The 25,522-nt window shown below is 35.9% G+C and carries 25 protein-coding genes and 1 pseudogene; 16 read left to right on the plus strand and 10 right to left on the minus strand.

Annotated elements, in window-relative coordinates:
* Positions 1-23 precede the first annotated feature (23 nt).
* The 4 genes from EZ456_RS07450 (at position 24) to EZ456_RS07460 (ending at position 2,256) form a co-directional block, all read left to right on the plus strand.
* Entirely contained in the window at positions 24-326 is a 303-nt protein-coding gene (locus EZ456_RS07450; protein WP_131528791.1) for a hypothetical protein, read from the plus strand.
* A gap of 25 nt (positions 327-351) precedes the next feature.
* Positions 352-690, plus strand: coding sequence for a hypothetical protein (locus EZ456_RS07455; RefSeq protein WP_131528793.1), 339 nt, complete (start codon positions 352-354; stop codon positions 688-690).
* A 110-nt stretch (positions 691-800) separates the two neighbouring features.
* Positions 801-968, plus strand: a complete 168-nt coding sequence (locus tag EZ456_RS25055) for a hypothetical protein (RefSeq protein WP_165501272.1) — start codon at positions 801-803, stop codon at positions 966-968.
* Positions 969-1,233: 265 nt separating this feature from the next.
* Complete coding sequence (locus EZ456_RS07460; RefSeq protein WP_131528795.1) at positions 1,234-2,256, plus strand: hypothetical protein; 1,023 nt, start codon at positions 1,234-1,236, stop codon at positions 2,254-2,256.
* 106 nt (positions 2,257-2,362) lie between these two features.
* Here EZ456_RS07460 and EZ456_RS07465 read toward each other — a convergent pair whose 3' ends face one another.
* Positions 2,363-2,608 carry a helix-turn-helix domain-containing protein gene (locus EZ456_RS07465; protein WP_131528797.1) on the minus strand — a complete coding sequence of 82 codons (246 nt, stop codon included), beginning with the start codon at positions 2,606-2,608 and terminating at the stop codon, positions 2,363-2,365.
* Between the two features lie 359 nt (positions 2,609-2,967).
* On the opposite strand from EZ456_RS07465, the gene EZ456_RS07470 reads away from it, so the two are divergent.
* Together EZ456_RS07470 and EZ456_RS07475 are read left to right on the plus strand one after the other, a co-directional pair.
* Positions 2,968-3,879, plus strand: a complete 912-nt coding sequence (locus tag EZ456_RS07470; RefSeq protein ID WP_131528799.1) for a HEPN domain-containing protein — start codon at positions 2,968-2,970, stop codon at positions 3,877-3,879.
* Between the two features lie 30 nt (positions 3,880-3,909).
* On the plus strand, positions 3,910-4,488 hold the full coding sequence (locus EZ456_RS07475; protein ID WP_131528801.1) for a hypothetical protein: 579 nt from the start codon (positions 3,910-3,912) through the stop codon (positions 4,486-4,488).
* Positions 4,489-4,789: 301 nt separating this feature from the next.
* Here the strand turns inward: EZ456_RS07475 and EZ456_RS07480 are convergent.
* From EZ456_RS07480 to EZ456_RS07495, 4 genes and pseudogenes are all read right to left on the minus strand, one after another.
* A pseudogene (locus EZ456_RS07480) lies at positions 4,790-5,247 on the minus strand (JAB domain-containing protein).
* A gap of 1,160 nt (positions 5,248-6,407) precedes the next feature.
* Positions 6,408-6,563 (minus strand): hypothetical protein, encoded by a 156-nt coding sequence (locus EZ456_RS25295; protein WP_205945047.1) that lies wholly within the window; start codon positions 6,561-6,563, stop codon positions 6,408-6,410.
* Positions 6,564-6,588: 25 nt separating this feature from the next.
* Positions 6,589-6,849, minus strand: a complete 261-nt coding sequence (locus EZ456_RS07490; RefSeq protein WP_131528805.1) for a helix-turn-helix domain-containing protein — start codon at positions 6,847-6,849, stop codon at positions 6,589-6,591.
* Positions 6,850-7,122: 273 nt separating this feature from the next.
* Complete coding sequence (locus tag EZ456_RS07495) at positions 7,123-7,881, minus strand: hypothetical protein (RefSeq protein WP_131528807.1); 759 nt, start codon at positions 7,879-7,881, stop codon at positions 7,123-7,125.
* A 401-nt stretch (positions 7,882-8,282) separates the two neighbouring features.
* On the opposite strand from EZ456_RS07495, the gene EZ456_RS07500 reads away from it, so the two are divergent.
* The 7 genes from EZ456_RS07500 to EZ456_RS07525 all read left to right on the plus strand — a co-directional run bounded on the left by EZ456_RS07500 (position 8,283) and on the right by EZ456_RS07525 (position 15,819).
* Positions 8,283-9,554, plus strand: a complete 1,272-nt coding sequence (locus EZ456_RS07500; RefSeq protein ID WP_131528809.1) for a hypothetical protein — start codon at positions 8,283-8,285, stop codon at positions 9,552-9,554.
* A gap of 5 nt (positions 9,555-9,559) precedes the next feature.
* A complete protein-coding gene (locus EZ456_RS07505; RefSeq protein WP_131528811.1) occupies positions 9,560-10,282 on the plus strand; it encodes an AAA family ATPase in 723 nt (240 codons plus the stop codon).
* A 332-nt stretch (positions 10,283-10,614) separates the two neighbouring features.
* Complete coding sequence (locus EZ456_RS07510) at positions 10,615-12,060, plus strand: O-antigen ligase family protein (protein ID WP_165501273.1); 1,446 nt, start codon at positions 10,615-10,617, stop codon at positions 12,058-12,060.
* 6 nt (positions 12,061-12,066) lie between these two features.
* Entirely contained in the window at positions 12,067-12,414 is a 348-nt protein-coding gene (locus EZ456_RS07515; protein ID WP_131528815.1) for a hypothetical protein, read from the plus strand.
* 4 nt (positions 12,415-12,418) lie between these two features.
* Positions 12,419-13,945 (plus strand): hypothetical protein, encoded by a 1,527-nt coding sequence (locus EZ456_RS07520; RefSeq protein ID WP_131528817.1) that lies wholly within the window; start codon positions 12,419-12,421, stop codon positions 13,943-13,945.
* A gap of 941 nt (positions 13,946-14,886) precedes the next feature.
* Entirely contained in the window at positions 14,887-15,057 is a 171-nt protein-coding gene (locus tag EZ456_RS25300) for a hypothetical protein (RefSeq protein WP_205945048.1), read from the plus strand.
* 501 nt (positions 15,058-15,558) lie between these two features.
* On the plus strand, positions 15,559-15,819 hold the full coding sequence (locus EZ456_RS07525; RefSeq protein WP_131528819.1) for a helix-turn-helix domain-containing protein: 261 nt from the start codon (positions 15,559-15,561) through the stop codon (positions 15,817-15,819).
* Between the two features lie 1,100 nt (positions 15,820-16,919).
* Here EZ456_RS07525 and EZ456_RS07530 read toward each other — a convergent pair.
* Positions 16,920-17,360, minus strand: coding sequence for a helix-turn-helix domain-containing protein (locus EZ456_RS07530; protein WP_131528821.1), 441 nt, complete (start codon positions 17,358-17,360; stop codon positions 16,920-16,922).
* A 146-nt stretch (positions 17,361-17,506) separates the two neighbouring features.
* On the opposite strand from EZ456_RS07530, the gene EZ456_RS07535 reads away from it, so the two are divergent.
* Entirely contained in the window at positions 17,507-17,758 is a 252-nt protein-coding gene (locus tag EZ456_RS07535) for a hypothetical protein (protein WP_131528823.1), read from the plus strand.
* A 278-nt stretch (positions 17,759-18,036) separates the two neighbouring features.
* A complete protein-coding gene (locus EZ456_RS07540; protein ID WP_131528825.1) occupies positions 18,037-19,257 on the plus strand; it encodes a TlpA family protein disulfide reductase in 1,221 nt (406 codons plus the stop codon).
* A gap of 321 nt (positions 19,258-19,578) precedes the next feature.
* Here the strand turns inward: EZ456_RS07540 and EZ456_RS07545 are convergent, their stop codons facing one another.
* The 4 genes from EZ456_RS07545 to EZ456_RS25860 all read right to left on the minus strand — a co-directional run bounded on the left by EZ456_RS07545 (position 19,579) and on the right by EZ456_RS25860 (position 22,986).
* Entirely contained in the window at positions 19,579-20,811 is a 1,233-nt protein-coding gene (locus EZ456_RS07545; RefSeq protein ID WP_131528827.1) for a LicD family protein, read from the minus strand.
* A gap of 129 nt (positions 20,812-20,940) precedes the next feature.
* Positions 20,941-21,690, minus strand: coding sequence for an NTP transferase domain-containing protein (locus EZ456_RS07550; protein WP_131528829.1), 750 nt, complete (start codon positions 21,688-21,690; stop codon positions 20,941-20,943).
* A gap of 92 nt (positions 21,691-21,782) precedes the next feature.
* Positions 21,783-22,700 (minus strand): choline kinase family protein, encoded by a 918-nt coding sequence (locus EZ456_RS07555; RefSeq protein ID WP_131528831.1) that lies wholly within the window; start codon positions 22,698-22,700, stop codon positions 21,783-21,785.
* Between the two features lie 31 nt (positions 22,701-22,731).
* Entirely contained in the window at positions 22,732-22,986 is a 255-nt protein-coding gene (locus EZ456_RS25860) for a CBU_0592 family membrane protein (RefSeq protein ID WP_131528833.1), read from the minus strand.
* Positions 22,987-23,775: 789 nt separating this feature from the next.
* On the opposite strand from EZ456_RS25860, the gene EZ456_RS07565 reads away from it, so the two are divergent.
* Positions 23,776-25,437, plus strand: coding sequence for a thioredoxin domain-containing protein (locus EZ456_RS07565; protein WP_131528835.1), 1,662 nt, complete (start codon positions 23,776-23,778; stop codon positions 25,435-25,437).
* Positions 25,438-25,522 lie beyond the last annotated feature (85 nt).

Here is a 25,522-nt window from a genome sequence, read left to right on the forward strand (position 1 = left end):
CAAATCTAAATAAACGCACAATTATGGGACGAGTTTATACAATAATGACTCCAATTGGAAAATTTTCAATTGATGGTTTTACCCAGACAGTGGTAAATACCAGTGGATCTTCTTATGTAAAATACCATTCTGAAAACGGAGGAATTTTTTACTGGAGTTTTTTGGACACAAAAGATCCAACGTCATTTGGTTTTACTAAAAATTTTCGTGCTTATCCTGGGGATGAAATAATTGTTATTGGAGATTCTATTCATTTTAATACAGATCCTACAACAGGGTTTCCTAATCAATTACATGAATTTATGACTAATATTTTAAAGAAATAGTCTCAAAAAACGAATATAATATATTATGGTTGAACATTCAGGACAAGTGATTTCCAATGCTATGGCAACTAAGACCATGGAAGGTTATGGGATGTTTTGGGAATTACTTAGGTTGAGAAATTCATATCTAATATATCTTGATAACAAAATTTTGTTGAATAAAGAACTGCTATATTTTGAAGAATATTTTTCATCATTATCTACAAATGAAAAAGATACTCGAAAAAGACAAAGAGCGATATTGAAAAGTATCTTCAATATGATAGCATCTGCACAGGCTTTAAAAGAACATTTGAAAATAAAATGTGAAAAGCTTTGTCCACCACCATCAGACAAATTTTTTTTTATCTTTTTAGAGAATTAAGAAATTATATTATCCATCAAACCTCTTTTCCATTAATATCAAAACGAAGCGCTAAAATTGTTGGGGAAGAAAGGAGATTGATTGTTACTCATCATTTTGATAGACATCGAATGTTAGATTTTATTTCAAATAAAAAAGATAATTCAGACATCTCGCAAAAACAAAAAAAGCAATTTGAAGGCCTAATTGATTTTATCCATGTTCTTCCTGAAGACGAATCTTTCACAAATTTGATCAAAGATTTTGATAGAGAAATTATTGCATTTTATAAGCGCTAGGTACTAAGTTATGTAAAATTAAATCATAAATATTTATCAGAGTTCGAAGAAACTGTTTTAAAAATACATTCAACTCCGATCAATTCAAAAGGTAGCAAAATTATTAATTTGCCTATAAATATTTATCAACGTCGATGGCTCAAAATATTACTGAAGAGTAAATCTCAGATGGAAAGAATTTAAACGAACTCGAACTGATTCATAAATCTCAAAAAACGATTTATTAAATTCTAACCGAAATATTATTTAATAAACAAAAAACTAAATGGGTATAAGTCTTAAAACTCACAAAATGATTTGGGGTCGTTCAGGCAATATGTGTTCTTTCCCTGATTGTAAAAAAGTACTCGTGATTGACGAAACAGCAACTGATGATCCATCTGTTATAGGTGAGGAAGCCCATATCGTGGCTCAAAAAGAAGACGGTCCGCGAGGAAAAAGCTCTTTATCCATTGAACAGCGAGATAAATATGATAATCTAATTTTACTGTGCAGCATTCATCATAAAAATATTGATGATCAGGAGCATGAATATACGGTTGAAAAACTACATGAATTCAAAAAAAAGCATGAAGGCTGGGTGAAAGAAAATCTTATCACAGATAATAGAAAAATTAAAGATGATGAAGTTTATGCAACATATATTGAGAGATTTATTCAATTAACTGATTTGAATAATTGGCAGAATTGGACTTCATGGATGCTAGGTGCAACCGAAGCTTTCCCTAAAGAACAATTTGATGCTCTGAAGGAAATCCCAAATTATATTGTCTCCCGTATATGGCCTAAGAGACATGTTTTACTAGAATCCTCCCTTTTGAATTTTAAGAACATAGTAAACGACTTAATGAAAGTTTATTACGTTTATCCTAAAGAAGGCGCTAATGGCTATACAGTAGAAAAATTCTATAAAAATTATTATCGTGAAAATTTTCCTGATGATGAAGATTATAGTAGGGAAGAAGAACAAAAAGCACTGGAGAGATATCAATATCATCTGGCACTTTTAGAGGATTTGATAATTGAATTAACCCGGGCAGCTAATTATATATGCGATCAAATCAGGGAGTATATTTTTGAAGGATTTAGACTTGAAGAGGGAGCAATATTAATAAGTAGGGGCGATTTTTTTGGATATAAGACATATCGGGTCGAATATCGAGGAGAAGAAAGAACAGAATATCCCTATCCAGGATTAAAATCCTTTATGAGTTTAAGAGCCACTAGGGATTTAACGATTGGGGAAGGTATCGAAGACGGGTATTTTCGAAAATTGCCCTGGGAATAAATTCTTTAAAAATTAGAATTCATATACTTAAAAAATGAAGGCACAATAAAATCTCAAAAAACGAACATTTTTCAGGTCGCTATCTGGTGATATATAATTAGTAATACTATACATATTCTTCATTAAAAAACTCAGTCAGGCTCATGTTGAGGCAATTTAAAATGTTGATCAATGTACCAATCGTTATATTGGCCTTGCCAGCTTCATATTTACCGTATTGAGAACGGTTTAGGTTATTTTCATAAGCGAACTTATCGGGACTTGTAAAGCCTTTAGATTTACGGAGATATTTGAGTCTCAAGCCTATTTTTTTAAACTCTTCCTCATTATTTAATAGACTATTGCTTGCCATATAATAAAGTAAAGAAAATGCTCTTTATTTACACACTCCATAAAAAGAGTATTTTTATTTGGAGTATAGAAATAATCTGATTATATTAGTGTTGTTAAATAATTATAGATGTAAATAACCAATTTTTAAAATATTAAGGGTCTTGCGGTTGCAATTCTGAAGCCGTAACGCAAGACAGCAGAACACCCAGCCTATTTGTTAATATGCTATATTTGCATATTCTTAAAATAGGTACGGGACTGCTGTACACTCGTGTTACGTAAGGCTTCAGAAACTTTTATGCAACCACGGGATGCAGTTCCGTGCCTATTTCTGCATTTCCAGGACTCGTTTAAATACTGTTTTTAAATGAGATCAATATGAAAACACCAACCTTATCAATTGAATTTCGACATGGGACGGCGTTCTGTAAATTAATAAGCGAACTGTCGGAAAAATTTCAGCCTCTCCAGATTTTTTGTTTTTACAAAAGAAGCTCCCAAGAAAAAAGACTGAGCTGTTTTGTTAATGAACGTGCCAACTCCAGCCAAGAATACGGCCTCCTACTTGTTACCCCTACAGCAACCCGCATTGACTACGAGGTGCAGGATTATGCCAATTCACATTTTGCTGAAGGCACGATAACAGTCATCTGTCATGGCAATCAATCTGTATGGGAAGCAATTGATGCCAACAGCCGTTTCTTTAAAGCGGTTTTTACCTGTGGCGAATTGTTGTACAGCCATGACGGCCTGCTTATGAGGCCTTATGTCCAGCCTTACGATCCTGTAAACGGTGGGACAAAAGCACTAAAGCATTATAACCATAGGATGCCTTTAGCAGAGGGGTTTTTAACAGGTGCTGCGCAATGCCTGGCAGTAGAAAGCTATAATATCTCAGTTTTTATGCTGCACCAGACAGTTGAACAGATATGTATCCTTTTGATCAGGGTGCACATTGCCTATCGGTCTGAATTCCATAACCTGAACAGACTGCTCCGTCTTTGCCAATCCTTCTCCGAATTACCACATAAAATGTTTTTCGAATCAGCCGAATCACGAAGATTATTTGAAGTCCTTTCCAGAAGTTATTCTGCCGCAAGGTATAAAGATGATTTCTCGGTTTCACGGAAAGATGCGGAAAGCCTGTTTACACTGATAGAATCTTTCGTTGCAGTTGCAAAATCGATGTGCGAAAAAAAAATAGAAATGCTTGAAGAGCAGGCCACCTCTTTTGCTGTTTCGGAGCAAACAGCGCAGTTGAGTCCTGAAATCCTGGCTACAGAAAATTAAACCACAAAACCTTATTCAATATTTAGTGCGATGGAAAACCTAACCGAAAACCACACAAAAAACAGGATCGTTTATCTCGACAATGATGAGATTGCTGAACCCTGCAAAGTCATAAACCTTTTTTTTGACGCGTGCTCGCTACCTGAGCATCTCGATACGCTGAGAGAATGGCGTGATGACGTTGCTTTTGGAACCAGTCACACAAGACAAAGAAGTCCGGACAACCTCCTTTACGACTATGAACTGACGGTTAGACTCATCGAGGCAGCATGGCTTTTAAAAGGTCAGAAAATAGGAAAACTAAGTATTGATAAGGAAAATAATAAGGTTGCGAAATGGTATATCAGAGCAGAGAAAAAAAAGTTTGCCCATTATCCCAAAACTCTTGACCTTAGGGAGACGTTAAAACCCTCATTGGTATTGAAAAATATCTTCAAACCTTATAACGTAACAGAATACCGAAAGATCTTGAACAAGTGGCTTTATGATGCGCTGAGTATGAATTTTCTGGAAGAAAGCCATTCAAAGTATGAGGTTATAACCGTTTATGAACAACTGGTGAAACTGTTTGAAGCCATGTGGCTGATCAACCAACGGTTCAAAATATAGGTAAACAATCTCCTTCAGGAGTAAGCATCCTCTGTAATAAGTTTTGAAGCAATAAAGCCCTTACAGTTTCTATTGCAATATTTTTAAGAAGATCAAGACCCTGTTTCATCCATAAATTTTCCTGAACAATGAGAGCTGTTGTCGTAAACAGCGAGTGGTGAACGGGTGGGCGGGGCAGTGAGTTGGCAGTTCACAGGCCGCAAATGCGTGTGGGGCAGGATACAGAACAAATCACTTGACAAAAAAAGGGAACAAACCTATAGCAGGCCTGTTCCCATTTTAAACATAACGTTTATGCCGTTCACATAAGTCCTTCATCAAGAAAACTGTAATAATGGTTTTCGCTGATAATCAGATGGTCCCAGACTATGATATCCAAAGCCTGCCGCATTCTGCAAGCCTTTCGGTCAGTTTAATATCTGATTCACTTGGTCGAACACTGCCGCTCGGATGATTGTGGGATAATATAATTGATGAACAGTTTGCCTTTAGCGCTATAGAAAAAACTATCTTGGGCTCAACAAAGGTTCCGCTCAGGCCGCCCATTGATATATCAACAACCCCAAGTACACTGTTTCTTCTGTTGAGCAGTATGATCTTAAATTCTTCCAGAAAGCCTATCCTGCCATCATCCCATTGTTGTTTAAGGATCTGGAAAGCCTGCATAGAGGAAGTAATCCTTGGGCGTTCACTCATACTGTAGTCTGGTCTGTAGCTTACTTCTACTTCGGCTACCTTGAATAACTGTTCCTGTACCATAATTGTATCTAATTAAATATGGCACACGGCGCAATTCTTGCACTCAACTAAATCAAGAAGCAACGGAATAAATGGACGGTGCGAAAAGGCCAAATGAGCGTTTATGCCGGAATTTCTTGAATGTGTCGAGGGCACAGGCTTAAATTGTTGCAATAGTTAATAGATATGAATACCCATCTTTCCGACCTAGATCATACCGTCGGACTAAGGTTATAAAAGAAAACAGTCCAGTTAAGTTCTATCTTAAAATATGTTTATTGTACCTGCAGAAAAATGTTGCTCTTTTAATTGATCCTTTCAGGTAATGGCTGGGTGCTGAGTTTATTTCTTTTTTTGAATGGAAGCTCTGCCATTATTTGTTTCCTCAAAAAAGAAAACGAGTTGCGAGTTTTCTTAACCCTTTTTGCCTCATCGGAGGTACGACGATAGGAGGCGAAAAGGCAAGATACTTTTTGGCTGAAAAGAGATTCCGGAGGAATTTCTGTCGGACAAAAAGACATCTTGCGGGCATAAAAAACAACGTGATTTTAGGGTATACTTTTTATTGATCTGATTATCTTTACAATAAACTAAATGGTTCTTAAGGTATTTAGATATCTTGGTAGCTGGGTTTAAAGCTACAGGGATATTCAGTCATTCTGTTATTTATATGTTTAGTAACTTTAAGGAATAGCTATTTCATTAGCAAGTTTTAAATAAACTGGTTAGCTAGAAATTTTAATAGCTGATTAAGAAGGTAGCTTGTTATTTAGCTATTTAGAGAATGGGCTACTCTAGATAAAAGGGAAATAACAAGCTCACTCGGGATAATCTTCCTAATCCTTTCTTGGAAAAAAGGATTAGGAAGATAAAGCCCAAATGCATTAAAAAATAAAGTAGGGCCCCGCCCAACTTCTGCTTGCTCCTTTTTCTGAAATGAAAAAGGACTTTTTGGATGATGCATAACCCCTCCGAGTTTAGATTCAAGACTATTCCGAGATATGTAGATATTTAAATAGGTTGATGTCTACATATCTCACAATTCAGTCTATAAACTTTATTCCGGTTCGGACCACCAGACCAGGCTCCCATTACGCGGGTGATAAGAGGGCTGGTACTTGACATATCCAAAAGCAATCAGTTCTCGCATGCATTTATGATAAGTAGCGATTGAGGCTACCTTAGAGAATGCCATCAGTTTTCTTCTTGTAATTGAAAATGGCTCCTGAAAACCGCTGTGTTGCCAGCATATAAATATCGCGCTTAGGATACTGATGTGGGATGATAGTAATCTGCTGTCCGATTGCAATCGTACAATCTTCGAAACGCTGAAACATTCCTTTGTTATGGTTTCTTCATCAATCATGGATTTCCCTCCAGCAGCATGGTTATATCCTCCATCTTGTAATACATCATTCCGCCGATCTTGGTGTACCTCAGTGTTCCGTTTATGCGAAGGTTCTGCAAGGTGCCGGGTGAAATGTTGAGCAGCTTTCGCACATCAGCACTCTTCAGCCATTGTCTGTTTTCTGATTCTCCCGGTTTTATAAGCTGTCTTATCTCACTCAGCAATTCGGTCTTGAGGTTCCTTAGGTCTTCCTTGGTTATTAGTTCTACATTCATCTTTCTTTCCTTGATTTAAGTTTACCATAAAATTATTTTGTCCATTCGTCATGCCATGTAGCTCAGCCATCCAATAGAACGTTGAACCACAAAATACTTTTGAGAGTGTTTAATCTGGCACAAAGAAAGATAAGGGCAAGTGCTTTTCGCTACCATACAGAATTGTATGGTAATGGATTGGTTATAACCAAAATGTATTAGGCAAGGAAAGGACAAATATCGAATGATATTTTTATCAATCTTTTGGATGCTTTTGGAGATGGCGAACTATTTCTATTTTCTTTTAATTTCCCTTATCTCAAAAAGATGTTGATCTGATGGTACGGATGAAGAGCGACTGCCTGGATTGCGCCTGTCTTTGGGGAAATATCTGCGAACTCGATCGAAGTCAATTGCCTTATGGTCTTCTCGGAAGTATTTGCAGATCATTTTAACCCATGCAATCTGAAACTCTGCGAAAACCAGCTCTTTGCCAGAGGGCAGTTTTATCTCTTGCATTTGAATAATCAAATCTACAAAACTTAAAAATCCTCCTTTAGGAATATCGATAAATTGTGTGGTTTCTAAAGCGGTTGCCTTCTTAAGGTCTGCCTTAAGCATTTCTATTTGTTGCCGAAGTATAAAAATATCCAACTCTTGCTTAGCAACAACGTCATTAAATGACTTATGAATATTCCACTTGTCAAATGATATTAATAAATTTCTTAATTTTTCAAGGTGAATTAGTTCTCGTTGCGTCTTTACATGATTTTTTGCGTAAACATCTCTGCTGTTTAAAACTTTCAATTGTCTATCAACCGTCTCGAAGAAATTTTTAAAGAAAGACTCCTCAGTACTGTTATCAACCGTTTTTAAGTAATAATCTAGATGATGTTGGTAAAATTCCTCAAATCTTGAGTATCGTATGGCGAAAATTCTTTTGAAAAGGTGCTTTAAAAAATGTGACTGGCTCCAGGTTATTGGGTTTCCAATATCTAAAGTATTGACCGAAAAATCAAAACGATCACGGGGCTTGAAATAAATGATGCTCATAATGTATCGATTATTCAAATATAATATTTTAGATGACGGCTTTATTTTTCTACGTATTATATCAGCTCTTAAAACTCTGAGCTGGTCTAGGTTTTTATGGGTGGATTTATACTAAGAATTAAACTTTTGCATTTCTTGAGGTAACTATACAAAACTAAGCTAAATAGTAAATGATGAGTGTTGAAGAGATCGTCGTAATGTCAAGGATACAGTAAATTAATTCAACCCAAAAAGTGTAGAAGAACCACTTTTAGAGAAATCCCAGAAACAGTAATGTCATTAAAATTATACTGTTAATTGTCAAATAATTGCATCAATCTGCATGTTTTTTTTACAATGACGAGCTTATAATTGATGCTAATTCCGTATCATTGCCCCCTATAAAAATCAGATACCATTTTATGAAAAAAACACTCTCACTGGCATTATTGTGTACAATAATGTTTGTAGTATTTTCCTGCAAGAGAACAGCAGGCCCCACTTCTCAAAATGCAATTGAAGAAATTGCCAGTCCAGAAAGAATAAATGCTGCCAAACTTTACTTTGCGAAAGACATACAAGGTTTTGAAACTGATATTGAGTCTTTCTCTATCCATGGTGGAAGAATCATATCTCCAGATTGGAAAACTGCCAGAATAAAAAAATTAACAAATGGCGCAACAGCCTTAGTTCTTGATATACCGTCTTTTAAGGTTGACAATGAAGATTACGCGCTACGTAGGAATGTTGTGTTCCTTTTGAAAGGTGACGAGGTTATGTATGGCCGAATAGTTGAGGTTGTAGGAACAAAAGAAGCCATGGCTAAATATAAATTTGATCTGATCAGTCAGTTCAATGATTTGCGTATTCCAAGCTTTGAAGGAAATATTATATCCTATGACCTTAAATATAGATTCTTAAGAGGAAGAGGTTATAAAAATGGCATCTACGATGGTAATGTGTCTGCTTTAACAACTAAGCCTAAATTAAGTGATTTAAGCAGGAAAGCTTCTTTTAAAGGGGCGCCGCGACTTGCTACATCAGTTACCTCTTTCGAATCCAACTGCTCCGATTTTTATTTGGTCACCTATTATCCGGATGGAAGTGAGAATTGGCAGTTTCTGTATACAAGCTGTTCTCCATCAAATAGTACACCAGCTAACGTTGTTCAAGTTGGTGGTGGAACCCCAATCACTCCTGGTACTGCTACTCCTGCGGAGTTTGGTGCACCACCAAATCCAATCGATGGCCAAGTTTGGCATTACGTTTATCCAAGTGGCACATCCATAGATTTTACCTATAACAAGGAACGGGATGCTTGGTTGTTGCCAGATATTCAGGCTCTTGTAGATGGGGCTATCGAAATGATTGATCCACCTAGAGTTGGTCCCAAATTTGGCGGTAAATTTCTGACAACCCTTGCATTAGTCGCTGTTGTTGAACCAAGTTTCGTTGGTGAGGTTATCTGGGGAGCAGCAGCAACTGTTTATCTTGGTATCTATATATATGATCGAATAACTTTTTTAAGGCAAACGCAAGGTAGAGAGGGTGACCTAGATTTCTGTGTAAATGCGTATGTTGGATGTACAGAGCAGACACCGTCTGCTGCCTGCGATGCTTGTTTGTCGTTTTGTAGGGTGCAAGGATATTGGGATAGCGCAAGGTGTCCAGGTGTTCGGCCAGTTCTACGCTAGTAACAATGGATTTTAAAGGATATATTTTATCGATGACAGTTGAGGGGGGGGAAGCCCCCTCAAGCTATCCATTTAACATCCCATGCCTGCAAGACTTGGTTAACTTGGATTTTCATCCTTCTGTAACCTTTTTTACTGGGGAGAATGGAGTTGGCAAATCAACTTTAATCGAATCGTTAGCAGTTAATTTGGGTTTTAATGCTGAGGGTGGAAGTAAAAACTTTAATTTCAGTACATCTCTAACCCACTCTGATCTTCATAAATATCTTAGAGTTACAAAAGGGACCAAGAAGATGACTGACGGATATTTTTTAAGAAGCGAAAGTTTCTACAACTTAGCTACTGCAATCGATGGGTACGACAGTCAATTACTGAATGCGTATGGAGGAATTTCACTTCATCAACAATCACACGGAGAGTCTTTTTGGTCTTTATTTATGAATCGTTTCAGAGGGAACGGCCTATATATTTTAGACGAGCCGGAATCTGCACTTTCTGTCACTAGGCAAATGGCTATGATATCCCAAATTCATAAACTAGTAGAAAAGAAATCCCAGTTTATCATTGTAACTCATTCACCAATCCTATTATCCTATCCAGATGCGATTATATATGAGATGTCGGTTGAAGGGCTTAGAAAAGTTGAATATGAAGAGTGTGAAGTGTTTAAGATTTATAAAGCATTTCTTAATGCCCCAAATATGATGCTTGATCGCTTGTTGAGATAATTGAAATGCCACTAGCCAATTTATATTCATACAAGATAAAGACAATCTTTTCAGGCGCAGTATTGTTTATATTGCTATCTCTTCATCTTTCTTCAATTTTATCTTATAGAAATACCTTTGTTGATTTCGACTATCTCATCGTTGCGTTGTTAGTTCCACTGATAATTATCCTTGTCCCGTTTTTTTCCTTCAGAAAATTAAATATTAATATTATCGGTAGTTTAATCTCTACCTTGATATGTTTGGCATGCTTTTTCACAATGCGCTTTGAATACATAGTTTCATTAGTATGCGCTGGAATTGTGTTTTATTTTTTTTTAAGCATATATCGGATGTCGGGTGATTATGTATATGTCCTTAAGATATCAGTTGTTTCATTTTTCTTCATCAGCTCTTTGATTTTTTTTGAATCTGTATTTCTTCATGCAAAATTATTTTCGAGAGGGAATGTAGATATTAATACTGGTGTGAATGGAATTTTTTTTGCAGCATTGATCCCGTTTCTTATAGGAATTTATTGCTACGTTGGGGAGTACAGATGGAAAAGCCTAACAGTTGGAACCCTATTTATTGTTATATGGCTCGTAATTGATAGTCAGTCAAGGACAGCAATCATATCTACGCTATTATCCTGTTTAATGTTTATCTTAATAAGAACAAATCTCAGGCTAAAAAAAAGAAACTGGAAGCTTTGGTTAAAAGTTGTAATTGTGTCTGGCTTTATCGTTTCCATTCTTATATGTATTTTTTTTATTTACCGGATAAATACAAATTCGGTGTCGGGACGTTTGCTGATCTATAAGATCAGTCTAAAAATACTTGGAGACAATCCTTTGTTAGGTGTTGGAATGGGCAACTTTAGGAAATATTATAATTTGTATCAGGCAGATTATTTTAATGGAAAGACTTTTGGAGCTGAAAATCTTCTTGCACGGAATATCTACTATGCATTTAATGATGTGCTTCAGTTCACTATTGAGATGGGTTTATTAAGATTCATACCTTTATTTTTATTTTTCCTTTTTGGAGTTTGGAAAATATCCCATTTAATTAAAATTTCGACTAATCCAATCCTTTTGGGTACTGCATCCGCATTGTTATGCTTAATTTTATGCAGTCAATTTTCCTATCCTTTGCATATTCTATCTATTCAAGTACTTTCATTATTCTTTCTTTCAAATATTATCTTCCTCAGCTGGCGTTTTGGACAATCATCACGTAATAACATCACCCAAAGCGTTGTAATGATATTAGTGGCAGGCATTTTATTCATAAAAATCACCTATGAAAGTATTTTAATTTACAGATGCCAGATAATGTGGGAAAAGGCAGCATTGCAGTCCTTAAATGGGAATTTTAGTATTGCCAAAAAAATATACGCCACGTGCTATGACAATCTTAAAGAAGATCCAGAATTTCTACTTAATTACGGAATGGAACTTGCTATAGATGGAGATTATAAGCAAAGCTTAAATATCTTAACATATGCAGGCTTCAAGGTTAGTGACAGTGAGCTATCTTTGTATACTGCGTTTTGCAACGAACATCTCAAGAAGTACAGCGAGGCAGAAATTAACTACCTTCGTGCTGTCAATATGGTGCCCAGTTCATTTACTTATAAACATTATCTTCTTTGTTTTTATATAAACCATGGCCGAACCGAAAATATAATAAGCACGGCCAAGGCTATTTCAGAACAACCAATTAAGGTTCAGTCTGTTGATGTGTATCAGATAAAAAAACATGCGATGATTTTGCTAAATAAAATTAAACAATAATAACATATGAAAAATCCTACTTTTGAAATTACCCTAAATGGTGAAAAAATTGCTTCAAGCAGAGTTGATGCTGAATTTGGTGTGTTAACCGCAATGGTAACCTGGGTTAAAAGATCTTTGGATAACAGCGAATCCTTAAATGTTGTTGTGTCTGGTCTAGATTCTGATAAGCAAGAGCCATTAAAGTGGCTTAATGAGGAATTATCAATTGGGGATATCTTAACTATTTCTGTAACAGAAAGCAATGACCAGTCTCCACAAATTGGAATCGTTCAACTTTCAGAGGAAGTAATTATTGAACGTAAACTAGCGGCTTTTCATAAGTTAAAAGAGGAGTTGCAGGATTACCTATAGATAGATGGGGCAAGCATTAAAGAATAATATTTTCTTATACTGCATACTTTTTGTGTATTGGAATCTTCAATTGGCCTGTAAGCCCACTCGCCCTTATGAGGGTTTAGATTCCCTGGTAAAGGAATACTCGACGCATCCAATTGATAGTCTGAGATTATCGGCAGCGCTTTTTTTAGATAAAAATGGAAGAAGCGCCAGTTCACAGAAAATATATTTTACTGATCAGAATGCGAAAGAAGTAACTTTTGATCTTACTACAGTTACTTCGGATAGCGGTCTGAATGTCGCATTGGCCAAAAATTCATATCATGCAGCTTTTAGAACTGTATATGATATTAGGGTTTTGGAAAAAGAAAGGCTTCGTAGAGAAATTGATATGGCTATAGCTGATTGGAAGACATATCCTTGGGCAAAACAAGTGCCGGAAAGAATTTTTCTAAACAATCTTCTCCCTTATAAGATTTATGGTGAATATCCAGATGAATGGCGTATTTTCTCTAAAAGAAAGCTAAAAAACTTATTGCAAAAAATTTGTGATCTAAAAATTCAATCTGCCGATGAGGTTTATGAGATATTAATCAATCAAGCGAACACTTCATTGCCATTTAGATACTCAGAACAATTTACTGCGTTGACCAACTACCCTTCATTTACAGAGCTAAACGCAATACGCCGTGGAGATTGTTTAAGGATTGCGTACTTCAATGTATATAAATTGAGATCAGCTGGAATTCCTGCAACTATTGATATTGTGCCTTTTTGGGGAGATAGGAATGGGGGGCATGCAATTGATGTCTTCTACAGAAAGATACTAAATGGAACGATAGCCAGAGAAATTTTTGGTCCCCCAAATGGGCAACAATTGATTCATCCACCCAAGGTTTTTAGGATTTCTTTCGAAAAGACAAATGTTTTGACCGATTCAATTAAACCATTGTTGAGTGAAAATGATAGTTTTTTGCCATCACATTTATACATGGGTGATAATTTAGAAGATGTCACTGATATCCATACCACAACGAAAGACATAAGGTATACCTTAACAAATAGAACTGACAAAAGGATTGCGTACATATGTGTTTATAATGGCGGGGAATGGAAACCTTTATTCTACGGCAAGATAAATAAGAACTCGAAAATTATATTCCGAAAAATGGGCTTGAATATGCTCTATCATCTCGCTCTTCCAAGCGGAGCTGGCTATGAACTTATTGAACCCCCCTTTATTCTGTCCTCTAAAGGCAAAATAATATTTTTTAATGATCATCACAAAATAGTTAAAGAGTTTGTAGTGAGGAAAATCACAAATAGTGATTTTGGTTGGGTAAAAAAGAAACACAGATATTTTTTATCTGTGATGAATCAATATGGATCTTGGCAAAATGTAGAGGGTAAAATAGCAACTCGCGATTCAATTATTACTTTTTCAAACATTCCTTGCGAGAATCTATATCGAATAGTCGATGAAACAATTGCTCCAATTGTCTCAAGGCCATTTTCGTATGCCAAAGGGAATCAAAATTGGTATTAAATGTTCATTTACCTGGGATTCGTGAAGATGTCAAAGATTATATGCATACTGTGGGGATTTCGCTAAAAGTGTGCATCAGATTTCATTCCAAAATGTGCACCACGCTTTTTACCATCCGGTCTTGATGGAATCGTAAAGACTGAGCCAAATATATCCAATCTTCCCAGATTCCTCCCCTTCATTTTCCAATCTATCTTTCCTGTATTTGATCTGTCAATTCTCCACGGAAGATGGTTTTGCAAGAAAAACGGCCTTCCTGGACACGATTTATAGCAAATCAGCCCAATTTTAAAAACACATCAGAATAAGAAATATAATTTTTGATTTTAAGGCCATTAGAACATCTCCATTTCGGTTTCTCTAGACGAAACAACCAATGAATCCAATCCTGCTTTTCAGAAGCTTAAAACCGCTTAGAATGAGCCGATTGGCCACTTTCAAGCGAAATCTAGTGACCAATATAGGCCGCTAAAGATGGCCACGATGGATGAAAACCAGTGGCCACCTTTAGCGGAACCCCCACTCAATTGTCCCGTCCTGGAATTACTTGTTAAAAAAAGGTAAAATATCTTTTGGAACGAAAGTGTTTTACAATATAAGAGGCTGCTTGTACAGCCGTAGGGTGAGATTAATATATTGCTCACTGACTATTTTTATTAAGGGAAACGCCCGACAGGTATATGTGCCATATTTCAACCCCACTTGAAATTAAGATACAACTACTCTGGTTTTCGCATGCGTATTCCCCTTATCCGAAATTAGATGCAACGCTCTATTGTAATCCGAAAGTGCAGTTTGCCAATAAAGTATTATTGGAAACAGATAAATTAAGCCTCCGTTTAAAGCCATAGCGTGGGATCATAGAAATATCCATCGGATCTGAAAAGATAGTATAACCGCTATGGGCAAATTGTTTGATGGTAATCTACTTAAATAATATAATGGCTGTTTGCAAAGCCGTAGGGTGGGACAGATCGTACCTGCCGAGATGCCCAGACATCATGCAATGTGTGGGAACTGCTGTATCCCTACAGGTTTTTTCGGTAAATGCAAAAGCAAAAACAGCCCGGGTACACAGGGGTGGGGTTTTTGCAGGCCGCAATGTGCGGTAGGAAAACTATCCACCCATAATAACACACCTACCTGTTGATATTCGTTTCTGTCCCATACTAATTTTCCTTTTCACTTTTAGGCCCTTTCAGAAATATCAGATTATTGGACAGTTCAGAGACCGATTCTATATAAACCGCATAGTGCACGAAACGGTTTTCCTGGCTCCGGCCAGATATTGTGGTAACAAACGGGTTCCTTGATAGACATCGCTATCGGCAGGCGGACGCTGTAGCGCTTTCTTGAACCGAAAAGGGGAATCGCCTTAATTTGTCGCCTGCCATTACACAGCAAAAGCTGTATATCTTGCATCTTCACTTGCCTTGTACCATCATCGGCGCCTAAAATAACTTATCCAATATTGGATATTTCCAATTTTAACATCACTAATTTTAACACCAATATTAAGAGATGGTAGTCGGGATCTTCCATTCCGGTAGACTTCAGGACCTAAGACACCTGTTAATCAGGTATGCATCAATACACATAAAAAAGGAGTTATCATGAAGATGGATATTATAACCAAGGCCGACCTGCAGGAGTTCAAGTTGGAAATGCTCAATGAAATCAGAGGTATGCTACAAGGCTCTACCAATGCGCAGAACAGATCATGGCTGAGAAGCAAAGATGTACGCAAAATGCTGAACATATCGCCAGGAACCTTGCAAAACCTGCGCATCAACGGTGTTCTGCCGTTCCATAAGGTAGGTGGCACTATTTTTTACAGCAGGGAGTCGGTCGAAAAAATGATAGAAGGCAGCTGATATGTCCGAACACGATGTTTTCATTCCATATACATTAACCGGATACTTCGAAAGTGCCTTCCGGCAGCCACAGTTTTATCCCACACATCTGAGCCTGTTAATGGCAATGATTTGCTACTGTAATATAGATGATCCAACACTAGCATTCAATGTAAGCAGAATTAAGCTGATGCGGTTTTCTCGGATAAAGTCTGTTGCGACATACCACAAAAATATCAGAGATCTTGTCCGGTACGGCTTTATCAGTTACAATCCCTCAACACATCCAAAACTGGGCAGTGAGGTTCGGCTCATTTTTAATGATTGCAGATGCTGAAAATATAAGCGGCCATAGATCCTTGACGCATTTCATGCCCTGGGTAACTAATGGCTATGCTACTTCATAATCACAGCGTTGTCACCTGATCAACTTGCATTTCTCTTCCCTTCCTACTATTATTCATGTTAAGTTTCATTATCTGAACCTAAAGCGGCCAATCGTTTCTCAAAAACAACAGTAAAATCTTTTCTGGCCATCTATACTATATCTGTTCTTCCGATCCCTCAAGGGAATTCCATTTTCTTATTCCTTTAGATGAAAAATCCGCCAAAGAATTCCCGGAGAATTCTATCAGTGCCCTCAAAGCTGGCTTTGAGGGCATAAAGTAGGGCGCTGCCCAACTTCCGCTTGCTCCTTTTTTTGGAAATAAAAAAGGACTTTTTTGCATGATCCATACCACGTCAAAGATTAATCCAGTGGTTATAAGGCTATATATGGAAAAAATATTATACAAACGAATCATCACAACTTCGACGAATTATCACAAATAAAATATAGCAACGGCAATACAAAAAGATGGGATATAAAAGATTTGGAGATCGGACTTGAATATTGTTCTGTGTAAATAATTGCAAAAATGAATTAGATTTTGAAATCAATATTCACTTTTACTTATTTAAAAAAATAACTTTTCTTTTAAAATATATCGACAAACTTGCTTAGCTACAACAAAGAGCTAATAATTAAGCACATTTGCTTGGTGGTGCTGACTTATTTTGAGGGTATTGAATTGAAGTTTTTTGTCAGTCGGAATTTCCTTTAGGAAGAGGTTGTACTCCAGCTAGCTTATTTCAATTGGTTTTTTTAATTTTTCTATCTCGTCATCTCTTTTAGCTAATTTGATTTCCAATTCTTCAATCCGTTTTTCTTGTTGTATAATAATCTTATGAATTAAATCATATTCTGTTTTTGCAATCTGAATCTTCTGCACAGTTTTAACATTCTCGGATTGGTTGTTGTTTTCTGGAATAAAAGCGTCAATTGGTTTGCCTAAAATATTCGCAATTTGAATTAAACGCTCCATTGAAATTTTTACATCTCCAGATTCTATTTTTTGATAAGCACTTTGTCCGATACCTAATTGGCTAGCAATGTAACTTTGCGTATAACATTTCTCATCTCTAAACTTGCGTATATTTTCTGCGCTAACCAATTTTAGTTCTGAACGGGTTAATGTATTAACATTATTATTGGGGGCTAATGTTCTATTTTTTTTAAACATGGATACAAGTTAAATAGCTTTTTTATTTAAATAAGGAATAAATTTATTCCAAGGCAAATTAAATTCATTCTGGTTAGATTCTTTCCTCCTTTTATTATCCTATAATTTGGAATAATATTTTCAAAGAATCTCAATTTTAAAAAAAAATGAAAAAATTAATTTTAAATCCAAGTAGCTTCAACCAAGGTGAAGTATTGACGAGAGCACAATTAAAAAAAGTGATGGGTGGTTTGGGAAGTGAAAGTGGTACCCCTGGATCATGTACGGTTACTTTTGTTTGCGGTACTAGTGGAACAATTTCATGCACGTCTGCCAATGGAATTTGTAAGCGCGAACCAGCCACAAAAACAGAAAATGCTTATGTACAGTGTGATGATGATCCAAAAACATATTGTTAAGTGTTAACCAGGCCTAATATAGATCCCGAAATAGACTGATTTCGGATCTATAATAGGCCTTTTGTTCTGACTGCAATTTGGGTAGTCGAATTCACTAAAATAAGCGTTATTTGAGGTATGGTCTTATAAAGCCTTTTGGCAAGATTTCGATACCTTGCTAAGCAAGAATGAGATTTAGAGGATTTAAATTAAAATAAGGTTCCGAAATAATAAATACTTTTAATTTTGTTGACATTTGTTGTTAAATCTATTGAAGCCATAAACTTATAAAGTAAATTATGATACTTTCACCTCGCAAAATCTCAAGCCGTTTAACCATTTTTTTGATTTTAATAGCACCCATTAGTTTGTTTTCCCAAGTGAAAATCAACTCAAAGGCACCTGAAATTATCGTTACTAGCTGGCTAACAAAAAATAAATCACCATTAGAACTAAAGAATAAATTCATTGTGCTAGAATTCTGGGCAACTTGGTGTGTTCCCTGTATCGAGGCTCTTCCCCACCTAAACAGGCTGCAAAATTCTTTTGCCGGGCAAAGTAATCTCAAGTTTCTTTCGATTACAGATGAAAGCCTAAGAAAAATCAGCTCTATAACAGGAAGATTTCATTTTTCATCAATAATCTTATCTGATACAACCAAAGCAACTTTGAATAATTTCAAAATAAACTACCTTCCCACTACCATTCTAATAAATGATAAGGGTATTGTAAAATGGATAGGAATGCCAAACGATTTATCTGAATCTCTACTGAACGACTTCATAACCGATAAATTAGTTGTTGGAAATGAAAATGTTATTGATAAGTCTATTTCATCTATAATAAAAACGCCTAATGATTCATTAAGAATAAAATACACTTCTGTCTTTTACGACGAAAAGACTAATGATTTCTTCGGAATGACCGATCTAAATCTTTTTGAGTCTAAGAAATCTGCTCAGAAAATATTTAAAAATGTTTACAACAGATTGCAGATTGGTGTGAAAATCCAAAACCTGTTCGCCGACTTGTTGGAAACGAGTTTAGTTAATATCAGTTTGCCGGATGATATTAAAAATCTATATGTAAGTTACTGCTTTAAGCGCGACAGTCTTAGCTCAGTGGATGATGGGCGGAGAGAATTATTAAATCGATCTTTAGAACGTTTAAAACTAAAAATAAAAACAGATACTCAATTAAGTAAGGCATACATAATAAGAGTTGCTGATTCATCTAAATTAAAAAAAAGTGAGGCCAGCGAAAAAGAAAGCCAGAGTAACTTAAGTGTATCTGACGATAAGAAGTTGATTTCCATACACAATGCAAATCTAAAGGACTTAATGAATCAAGTAGAAAATTTACTTGGTTTGAATATCCTTCTCGACTTCGATAGCAATAAATTGTATGATATCACATTAAGACTAGACAATTTTGAAGAACTAAAAAAATCGCTCAATTATTATGGATTGTCAGTCTCTAAAGAAAAACGATCTTTCAAAAAGTTCTTCCTAGAAAAATGAAAGCATAATGTTATAACTGGAATTGAGTTTTCTGTAGAGGAAAATCCAGAACAGATGCCAAAGAATAACCTCTTTGCGTAAAAATTGGATATCTTTCAATAAGCTAAACTAATAGCATAGATCAGCTGATCATACTGAGGTATCATGTACTTAATGATGTGCTCAGAACACATTTTGTTATTGAGTGTTACTGAATTCTACATATCGTCTTTGGCTGATGATAGTCCGTTTTGAAACAGATCTGTAAGAATAGTCAGGTAGTAATCAGTTAAAATAGTACCTAGAAAACTTATTTTTCATTCATTCCTCTTACTCCACGATTTATTCATAGATTTCATTAACAATCCTCCCATCAAGATCAACATTTATGTCATAACTTAAAGGAACCACCGAGTTTTGTTCAAGCTGATGGGACCAGGGATATACCTGAATCTTATTTCTCCAGTCTTGATATAATACATCTAGGCATTTCTGAGGTTGTGCAGGCAATTTAAAAATGGATCCTTCAAAAGATATTTCGGAGAAAGGAAAATATATTTCCCTTGCATATATTGTACCAGCATCAAAAATTACACTCTCTTTGGTTTCAGTAAAAAACCAAAGGTCGACAAAGGGAAAAGTATAAGAGTATCCTTGTATTGAACTACCACTTTCATCCCAAACTTTAAGGTAGGGGATTTTATGCTGGCCCCAATTACAGATGCAGTGCTTCAATGTTGGGTGGTTTTCCAAAAGAGAACTAAAAAATCGATATTGGATTTTATTGATTGCCAGATCTACGTCGTCATCCCAGGGCATAATAGAACCATGCCTGATCTGCCCTAGCAGCGAGCCATCGCAAAGAATCAGTTCAACACTGTTTTTAATGGCCAGATCACTAATTGTTTTAATTAAAACCCGAACCCTTTGTTTGTTTTCAGAAGACCACGCTTTGGATTGAAAAATGGCTTTTTTTATAGCTAATTTCCTTTCTTTTTTCTGAATGATATTTTCTTGAAAATCGAAGCAATTACTGTTTTCATAATATACCTCCAGTTCTCCTGAAATAGATCTTGTTAAAATTTCTTCATCTAATGGCTGTTGTATTGTGTCTATGTTTAAGAGTTTATCAATCCCATTACGGCTGATAAAATATGCATCAATGCCCCAGTAGCAACCAAGCAGGTAACCGAACTCAAAGTCTTCATCCTTTACTTCCTCCTTTTCAAAGGGTAGATAGACATCCCATTTATTATCGTTGATCAAAAGCTCATTCAAAATCCTTATATAAAGATCTGAAGGATATTTAAAATTGACGTTTTCATTGATTATTAAGCAAAATGGAGCATCAGAATCCTTAAATATTTTCCATATTTCAAAATGGGTATTGAAAAGATCACATTCATAATCGGACAGTGAAAAACCATATTTTTTGAACATATAATTACTGTCTAAAGAAAGGGATGAACTTTTATCGTGGGGTACACGGTCTACCCATAACTTTTCCAGTAATGCTGTGTCTGGTTTTAAGTGTTTTGGTTTTTTAAATTCAGAATTAACGATGTAGGTTAACATAAAGGCTGTCTAAATATCATAAGGATTCCAATACCGAAATATGGGAATTTGGAAAAGGAATTATTAAGTCTGGGAGGGCAACCGGTTGGCTGATTTAAGCGTGTAAAAATAATCGGGGGTTTAGATTCCTTAACAGCCCTCCGATATTTTCATAGTTTGACTTAACTCTTCCTGTTTTGGAAAATCATGCTCGCAATCTATTTCTGTCCAATCACCTGACCTGATAGTTTTGATTTTGATTTTTAGCCTGTCAAGGTTCTCTGCTACGAGCTGGTCCCAATACTGACTGCCAAGGTTACTTTTTTGCCCTTGTAGAAACAACGAAACTTTTTTATCCAGTGCTTTGAGGATGACCTTTGCAGAAGCTTTATTCCAAAATGAAACCCCGCACATTACGTTTACCGGCACTTCATCTTTTTTGGCCAGGGAAGGGTCTGCATGAATAAGTATATCCACCAAAATATTGCTATCATTGAATATAAGTTCCCATTCAGGTTGCAGAATCTGCTTTTTTCCAGAAAAATAAGTGGAATCTGAGATGTCAGGCTGAAGGAAGTTTTTATATAAAAATACATCTCCTTCAAATATCCAGGTGTCTCCAAAGTATTCCCGGCATAAATAAAAAGAGTAAATATTATTATAACTGTAATATTCGGGGTTGTAGACCAATTGTACACCATATTTTTCTTTGAGATATTCGAACTGTTGATGTAAATGCCCAGTAACAACATAAATATCTCGGATTCCAATCGCTCTTATAAAATCTATTTGTCGTTCAATTATTGGAACCCCATTAATTTTTATAAGCGGCTTTGGGCAGGCTTCCGTGTAAGGCATAAGCCTTGTTCCTGTTCCTGCCGCAAGTATAATTGCATTCATCGTGCCTTCAATTTAATAATATCATATGTTGAGCATGTTTTTCTAACAAACCTTAGTTTGCTGATTAAGAAACCTGTAGTGCTCAGTTGTTTCTAAATATTTAACAATTTGTCACCCAGTCCAAGGCTAGGATTGAGGGCCAATGAATGGATCGCCCTCTTTAATCTCATTTCCGCATAACTAAACAAATCCTCGCCTTGTGATTCTTTTATTTTTGCCCAAACATGCCAGAGAAGGTCCTGACAGACCTTAAATAGTTTTATTTTCTCAAGCATAGCGGGTGTTGGATATTGACCGTCCCAATAACAATTCCATAAGTAAGCTTCTTCTTCTTCATTTAAACCGTTCTCTAGCGCAAATGAGGCAATATCCCATAAGGGATCGTTCATGCCAGAATACTCCCAGTCAATCAAGTAAATGCGAGAACACCCGTCCATCAAAAAATTTTCTAGCACAGGATCATTATGGCATGATTTCCAAGTTACATTGCTGTAGAGCTTTTGCTGGTGTTTCAATATTTTGTTTTTTATTTCCAGATAGTCCCTACATAAAAAATGGCCACGGTTGTATAATATTGTTTCATACGATTCTATTTTTTCAAAAAAACAAAACCTATTTTTGAAATGAGTACCTGAATTATGCAGCTTTTTTAAACCTTTGCATACTTCTGGGATTTTATTATAGGTTGATTGATTCTGAGCGAATATGTCCTCAATATATCTACTGACTTTTATGCCTGATTCATCATCGAAAAATAGAACATCAGCATTTAGCCCAAGACCTGCAATCAAGTTCTGGTTTTGGCATTCGTCTTTTCTGCTGATCATATCGCTGGTACCATTTCCAGGAAATCTTACTACAAGCTGTTCGCCATTAGAGAGGACACATATGTAGTTCTCATTTGTCATTCCAGTTGAGGTTTTTTTGATCTTTATGGGATCACTATTTTCCTTTTTTAGTAATTTGGCCTTACACAATACTTTCTTGATCTTTTTTGCTACTAGCATCATACTCTAAATTTGCAATGAGTAGTATTAGATCCTAATGTTTTTGCTCAGGTCTATTCCTATATAGATTACTAATTGCGCTTATTGCAATTAAGAGCCATACAAGATTGACGATAATATTTGGCGAGTCTTTTAAGTAGCAGGCATTGATTGTAAGGCCGATTGCCCCAAGAACATTCAAAAAATGATATGCAAAAGACGATGATGAAATGGCATGGATTGTCAATAGAAAATATGCTATTATGTACAGTATGGCACCCAGCCATCCGATTATGTTGATTAGTGTCATAGTTGATTAAGAAGCCATCGCTCTAGTTTGATCTCCAGCTATTTCTAACCCGGATAAAGAACTACTTATGGTATATGGTATGGTTACGCTGTCAAGCAAAAAAGCAGAAGTTGAGAGTTAAACAATATAATTACGGCATAAAAGAAAACAATGACATTAACATTTTTAGATGAATCACTTAGTAAAATTAATTTTATTCATTAGATTTTCTTACGAAAGGTAGCTAGCGTATATTGTTAAAATATTACCTAGAAGTTAAATTTCTGATGCATTGATAAGTTGTCGTAGGTCTCATGCGGGTTTGAATGGATAAATTGGATTTCAAATTGAAAGCGTAGCTGATTTAATTCTCAATTGTCTGTTGGTTATAGCAGGTTATATTAACGGCTGGCATAAGATATGATAACTTGCCGTTATCTAATTGATTTGAGGTATACCCTTTATTTCAAGTGATGACGATGTCTTATTATAAATGAAAGAGAAGCGCCGCAGATGACAAAATCTGTTTTACTGTCATTGGTTAGCTTTTTTATAATTTGCATTAGGCTTGACTGATATTCTTTTCCTCTCGTTTGGTTTATACAAGTTGGAATAGGGGTGCATTGCAACGCTATTCATATCAGTGGTTCACTTCAATCAATGGTGAGTTGTCCGATTGGCTGACTTGTCTGATTAGATGGAGATAGAGCCTGCTGAACTATCTGGAATTGGATGAAAATCTAATGGTAACAAATTTTTAATATTAAATTTAAACTATTGGTTCATATTCGGCACATTAACACAGCAAATATGAACGTTCTCAGTGCAATTTTCAATGGGGGTCTATCTTTTTATAAACTTAAAAATGTCTTTGGGGGACTAAAAAACTGGAAACTGTTTCGTAGCCAGGATGAAAATGCAGATTTAACATTAAAAGCGCTTATAAAAAAGCTCAATATCAAAGTAACCTCAGAGACCTCTGAAGAGTGTTTGGCCAATCATCCTGAATACCCAAGTCTATTAGCTTTGAGCGATTGTTTAACCAGCTGGAAAGTTCCTCATCAATCTTATAAAATAGATCAAGAAAATTTAAATACAGAAGAGTTATCTTATCCATTTATCGCCCATTTTCCAGAAGGAGCTGGTAGATTCATTTTGGTGGAGGATATTGTAGGCAACATAGTGAAATATAGTGGTGAGGCAGGAATAAATAAAGTCTTAACCAAAGAAGATTTTTTGAGCCAATGGAGTGGTATTTTATTATATGCTCAAAAGGTGGAGGGGAGCGGAGAAAGTAGCTATAGAGAATCACTGTTTAGGTCGTTATTGAATTCTTTTAGGTTACCGTTTCTCGTTGTAGCAAGTTTGGCTGCTGTGGTACTGAAAATGGATTTTAATAACGTTAACGCTGTTTATCTGTCGCTTTTGGCGTTAAAGCTTATGGGAGTAATTGTAAGCATTTTACTGATTATGTACAGTATTAATGCGAACAATCCTTTTATACAAAATTTATGTTCACTAGGCAAGAAAAATGAGTGCAACGCAATATTAAAGTCCGATGCAGCTAAGGTGACCAGCTGGTTAAGCTGGAGTGAAGTCGGAATGTTCTATTTTGTAGGTTCATTTATCTGTTTATTATTTAATCCTTCGAGTATTATTTTGTTGAAGTGGTTAAATATTGCCTGTCTACCTTATACATTTTATTCCATTAGCTATCAGTTTAAGCGAAAAAACTGGTGCCTACTGTGCTGCACTGTACAGGCTCTTCTATGGTTTGAGGGGTTTGTGTTTGTATTAAATTACTCTTGGTCATGGCAGCTTCTGTCTACTAACAATATACTCAGTACTATATTTTCCTTTTTGTTTCCTATAGCTATATGGTCAGCTTTAAAGCCGTTGTTGATGAAATCAGAACAAACAGAGTCTTTAAAAAAGCAACTTAAAAAATTTAAATATAATAGTGATCTTTTTAGCCAATTACTTACAAGCCAGCATAGATATACTATTTCAGATGACATAACGCCTATTAACCTGGGAAATCGGGAAGCAAGCACTGTAATCACTATGGTTAGCAATCCTTTTTGTGGCCCTTGTGCCAAAGCACACCGCACCATTAATGAGTGGCTACAGAATAGAGAAGATTTGCAGCTGAGGGTCATTTTTTCAACAGGGAACAATGACCGTGATGAACGAACGAAAGTGGCGCGGCATATCGGTGCTTTATCTTCTTTAAATGACGGTAAAATAATGGAAAATGCTTTGGACGATTGGTATTTCAACAGTAAAGGTAAATATGATATATGGGCTAAAAAATATCCTATTTCTTTTAATGGAGAAATGAATGTTTTAACAGCAAAACAAAAGCATTGGTGTGAAATGGCAGAAATTACTTTTACACCAACCATATTTATAAATGGCTACAAACTACCAGAGCCATACAGACTGGAAGATATCGAGTATTTGTTGAGCTAAAGCTGTTGTTTGGCGATCATTTGAGGGGGTTCCACTGATATCGGTTAAACATAATTATAACTTTTTCCTAAAAAGGATTTGCCCG

It is taken from the genome of Pedobacter psychrodurus (assembly GCF_004331735.1).
GTDB lineage: Bacteria > Bacteroidota > Bacteroidia > Sphingobacteriales > Sphingobacteriaceae > Pedobacter > Pedobacter psychrodurus.

What these genes read in the sequence shown, in the direction of transcription:
- EZ456_RS07510 (WP_165501273.1), top strand. Translation starts at nt 10,615, where the DNA reads ATGTCGGGTGATTATGTATATGTCCTTAAGATATCAGTTGTTTCATTT.
- EZ456_RS07520 (WP_131528817.1), top strand. Translation starts at nt 12,419, where the DNA reads ATGGGGCAAGCATTAAAGAATAATATTTTCTTATACTGCATACTTTTT.
- EZ456_RS07525 (WP_131528819.1), top strand. Translation starts at nt 15,559, where the DNA reads ATGAAGATGGATATTATAACCAAGGCCGACCTGCAGGAGTTCAAGTTG.
- EZ456_RS07450 (WP_131528791.1), top strand. Translation starts at nt 24, where the DNA reads ATGGGACGAGTTTATACAATAATGACTCCAATTGGAAAATTTTCAATT.
- EZ456_RS25860 (WP_131528833.1), bottom strand. Translation starts at nt 22,986, where the DNA reads ATGACACTAATCAACATAATCGGATGGCTGGGTGCCATACTGTACATA.
- EZ456_RS07535 (WP_131528823.1), top strand. Translation starts at nt 17,507, where the DNA reads ATGAAAAAATTAATTTTAAATCCAAGTAGCTTCAACCAAGGTGAAGTA.
- EZ456_RS07500 (WP_131528809.1), top strand. Translation starts at nt 8,283, where the DNA reads ATGAAAAAAACACTCTCACTGGCATTATTGTGTACAATAATGTTTGTA.
- EZ456_RS07540 (WP_131528825.1), top strand. Translation starts at nt 18,037, where the DNA reads ATGATACTTTCACCTCGCAAAATCTCAAGCCGTTTAACCATTTTTTTG.
- EZ456_RS07545 (WP_131528827.1), bottom strand. Translation starts at nt 20,811, where the DNA reads ATGTTAACCTACATCGTTAATTCTGAATTTAAAAAACCAAAACACTTA.
- EZ456_RS07550 (WP_131528829.1), bottom strand. Translation starts at nt 21,690, where the DNA reads ATGAATGCAATTATACTTGCGGCAGGAACAGGAACAAGGCTTATGCCT.
- EZ456_RS07455 (WP_131528793.1), top strand. Translation starts at nt 352, where the DNA reads ATGGTTGAACATTCAGGACAAGTGATTTCCAATGCTATGGCAACTAAG.
- EZ456_RS07495 (WP_131528807.1), bottom strand. Translation starts at nt 7,881, where the DNA reads ATGAGCATCATTTATTTCAAGCCCCGTGATCGTTTTGATTTTTCGGTC.
- EZ456_RS07470 (WP_131528799.1), top strand. Translation starts at nt 2,968, where the DNA reads ATGAAAACACCAACCTTATCAATTGAATTTCGACATGGGACGGCGTTC.
- EZ456_RS07565 (WP_131528835.1), top strand. Translation starts at nt 23,776, where the DNA reads ATGAACGTTCTCAGTGCAATTTTCAATGGGGGTCTATCTTTTTATAAA.
- EZ456_RS07490 (WP_131528805.1), bottom strand. Translation starts at nt 6,849, where the DNA reads ATGAATGTAGAACTAATAACCAAGGAAGACCTAAGGAACCTCAAGACC.
- EZ456_RS07555 (WP_131528831.1), bottom strand. Translation starts at nt 22,700, where the DNA reads ATGATGCTAGTAGCAAAAAAGATCAAGAAAGTATTGTGTAAGGCCAAA.
- EZ456_RS25055 (WP_165501272.1), top strand. Translation starts at nt 801, where the DNA reads ATGTTAGATTTTATTTCAAATAAAAAAGATAATTCAGACATCTCGCAA.
- EZ456_RS07505 (WP_131528811.1), top strand. Translation starts at nt 9,560, where the DNA reads ATGGATTTTAAAGGATATATTTTATCGATGACAGTTGAGGGGGGGGAA.
- EZ456_RS25300 (WP_205945048.1), top strand. Translation starts at nt 14,887, where the DNA reads ATGGCTGTTTGCAAAGCCGTAGGGTGGGACAGATCGTACCTGCCGAGA.
- EZ456_RS07530 (WP_131528821.1), bottom strand. Translation starts at nt 17,360, where the DNA reads ATGTTTAAAAAAAATAGAACATTAGCCCCCAATAATAATGTTAATACA.
- EZ456_RS07475 (WP_131528801.1), top strand. Translation starts at nt 3,910, where the DNA reads ATGGAAAACCTAACCGAAAACCACACAAAAAACAGGATCGTTTATCTC.
- EZ456_RS07515 (WP_131528815.1), top strand. Translation starts at nt 12,067, where the DNA reads ATGAAAAATCCTACTTTTGAAATTACCCTAAATGGTGAAAAAATTGCT.
- EZ456_RS07460 (WP_131528795.1), top strand. Translation starts at nt 1,234, where the DNA reads ATGGGTATAAGTCTTAAAACTCACAAAATGATTTGGGGTCGTTCAGGC.
- EZ456_RS25295 (WP_205945047.1), bottom strand. Translation starts at nt 6,563, where the DNA reads ATGTTTCAGCGTTTCGAAGATTGTACGATTGCAATCGGACAGCAGATT.
- EZ456_RS07465 (WP_131528797.1), bottom strand. Translation starts at nt 2,608, where the DNA reads ATGGCAAGCAATAGTCTATTAAATAATGAGGAAGAGTTTAAAAAAATA.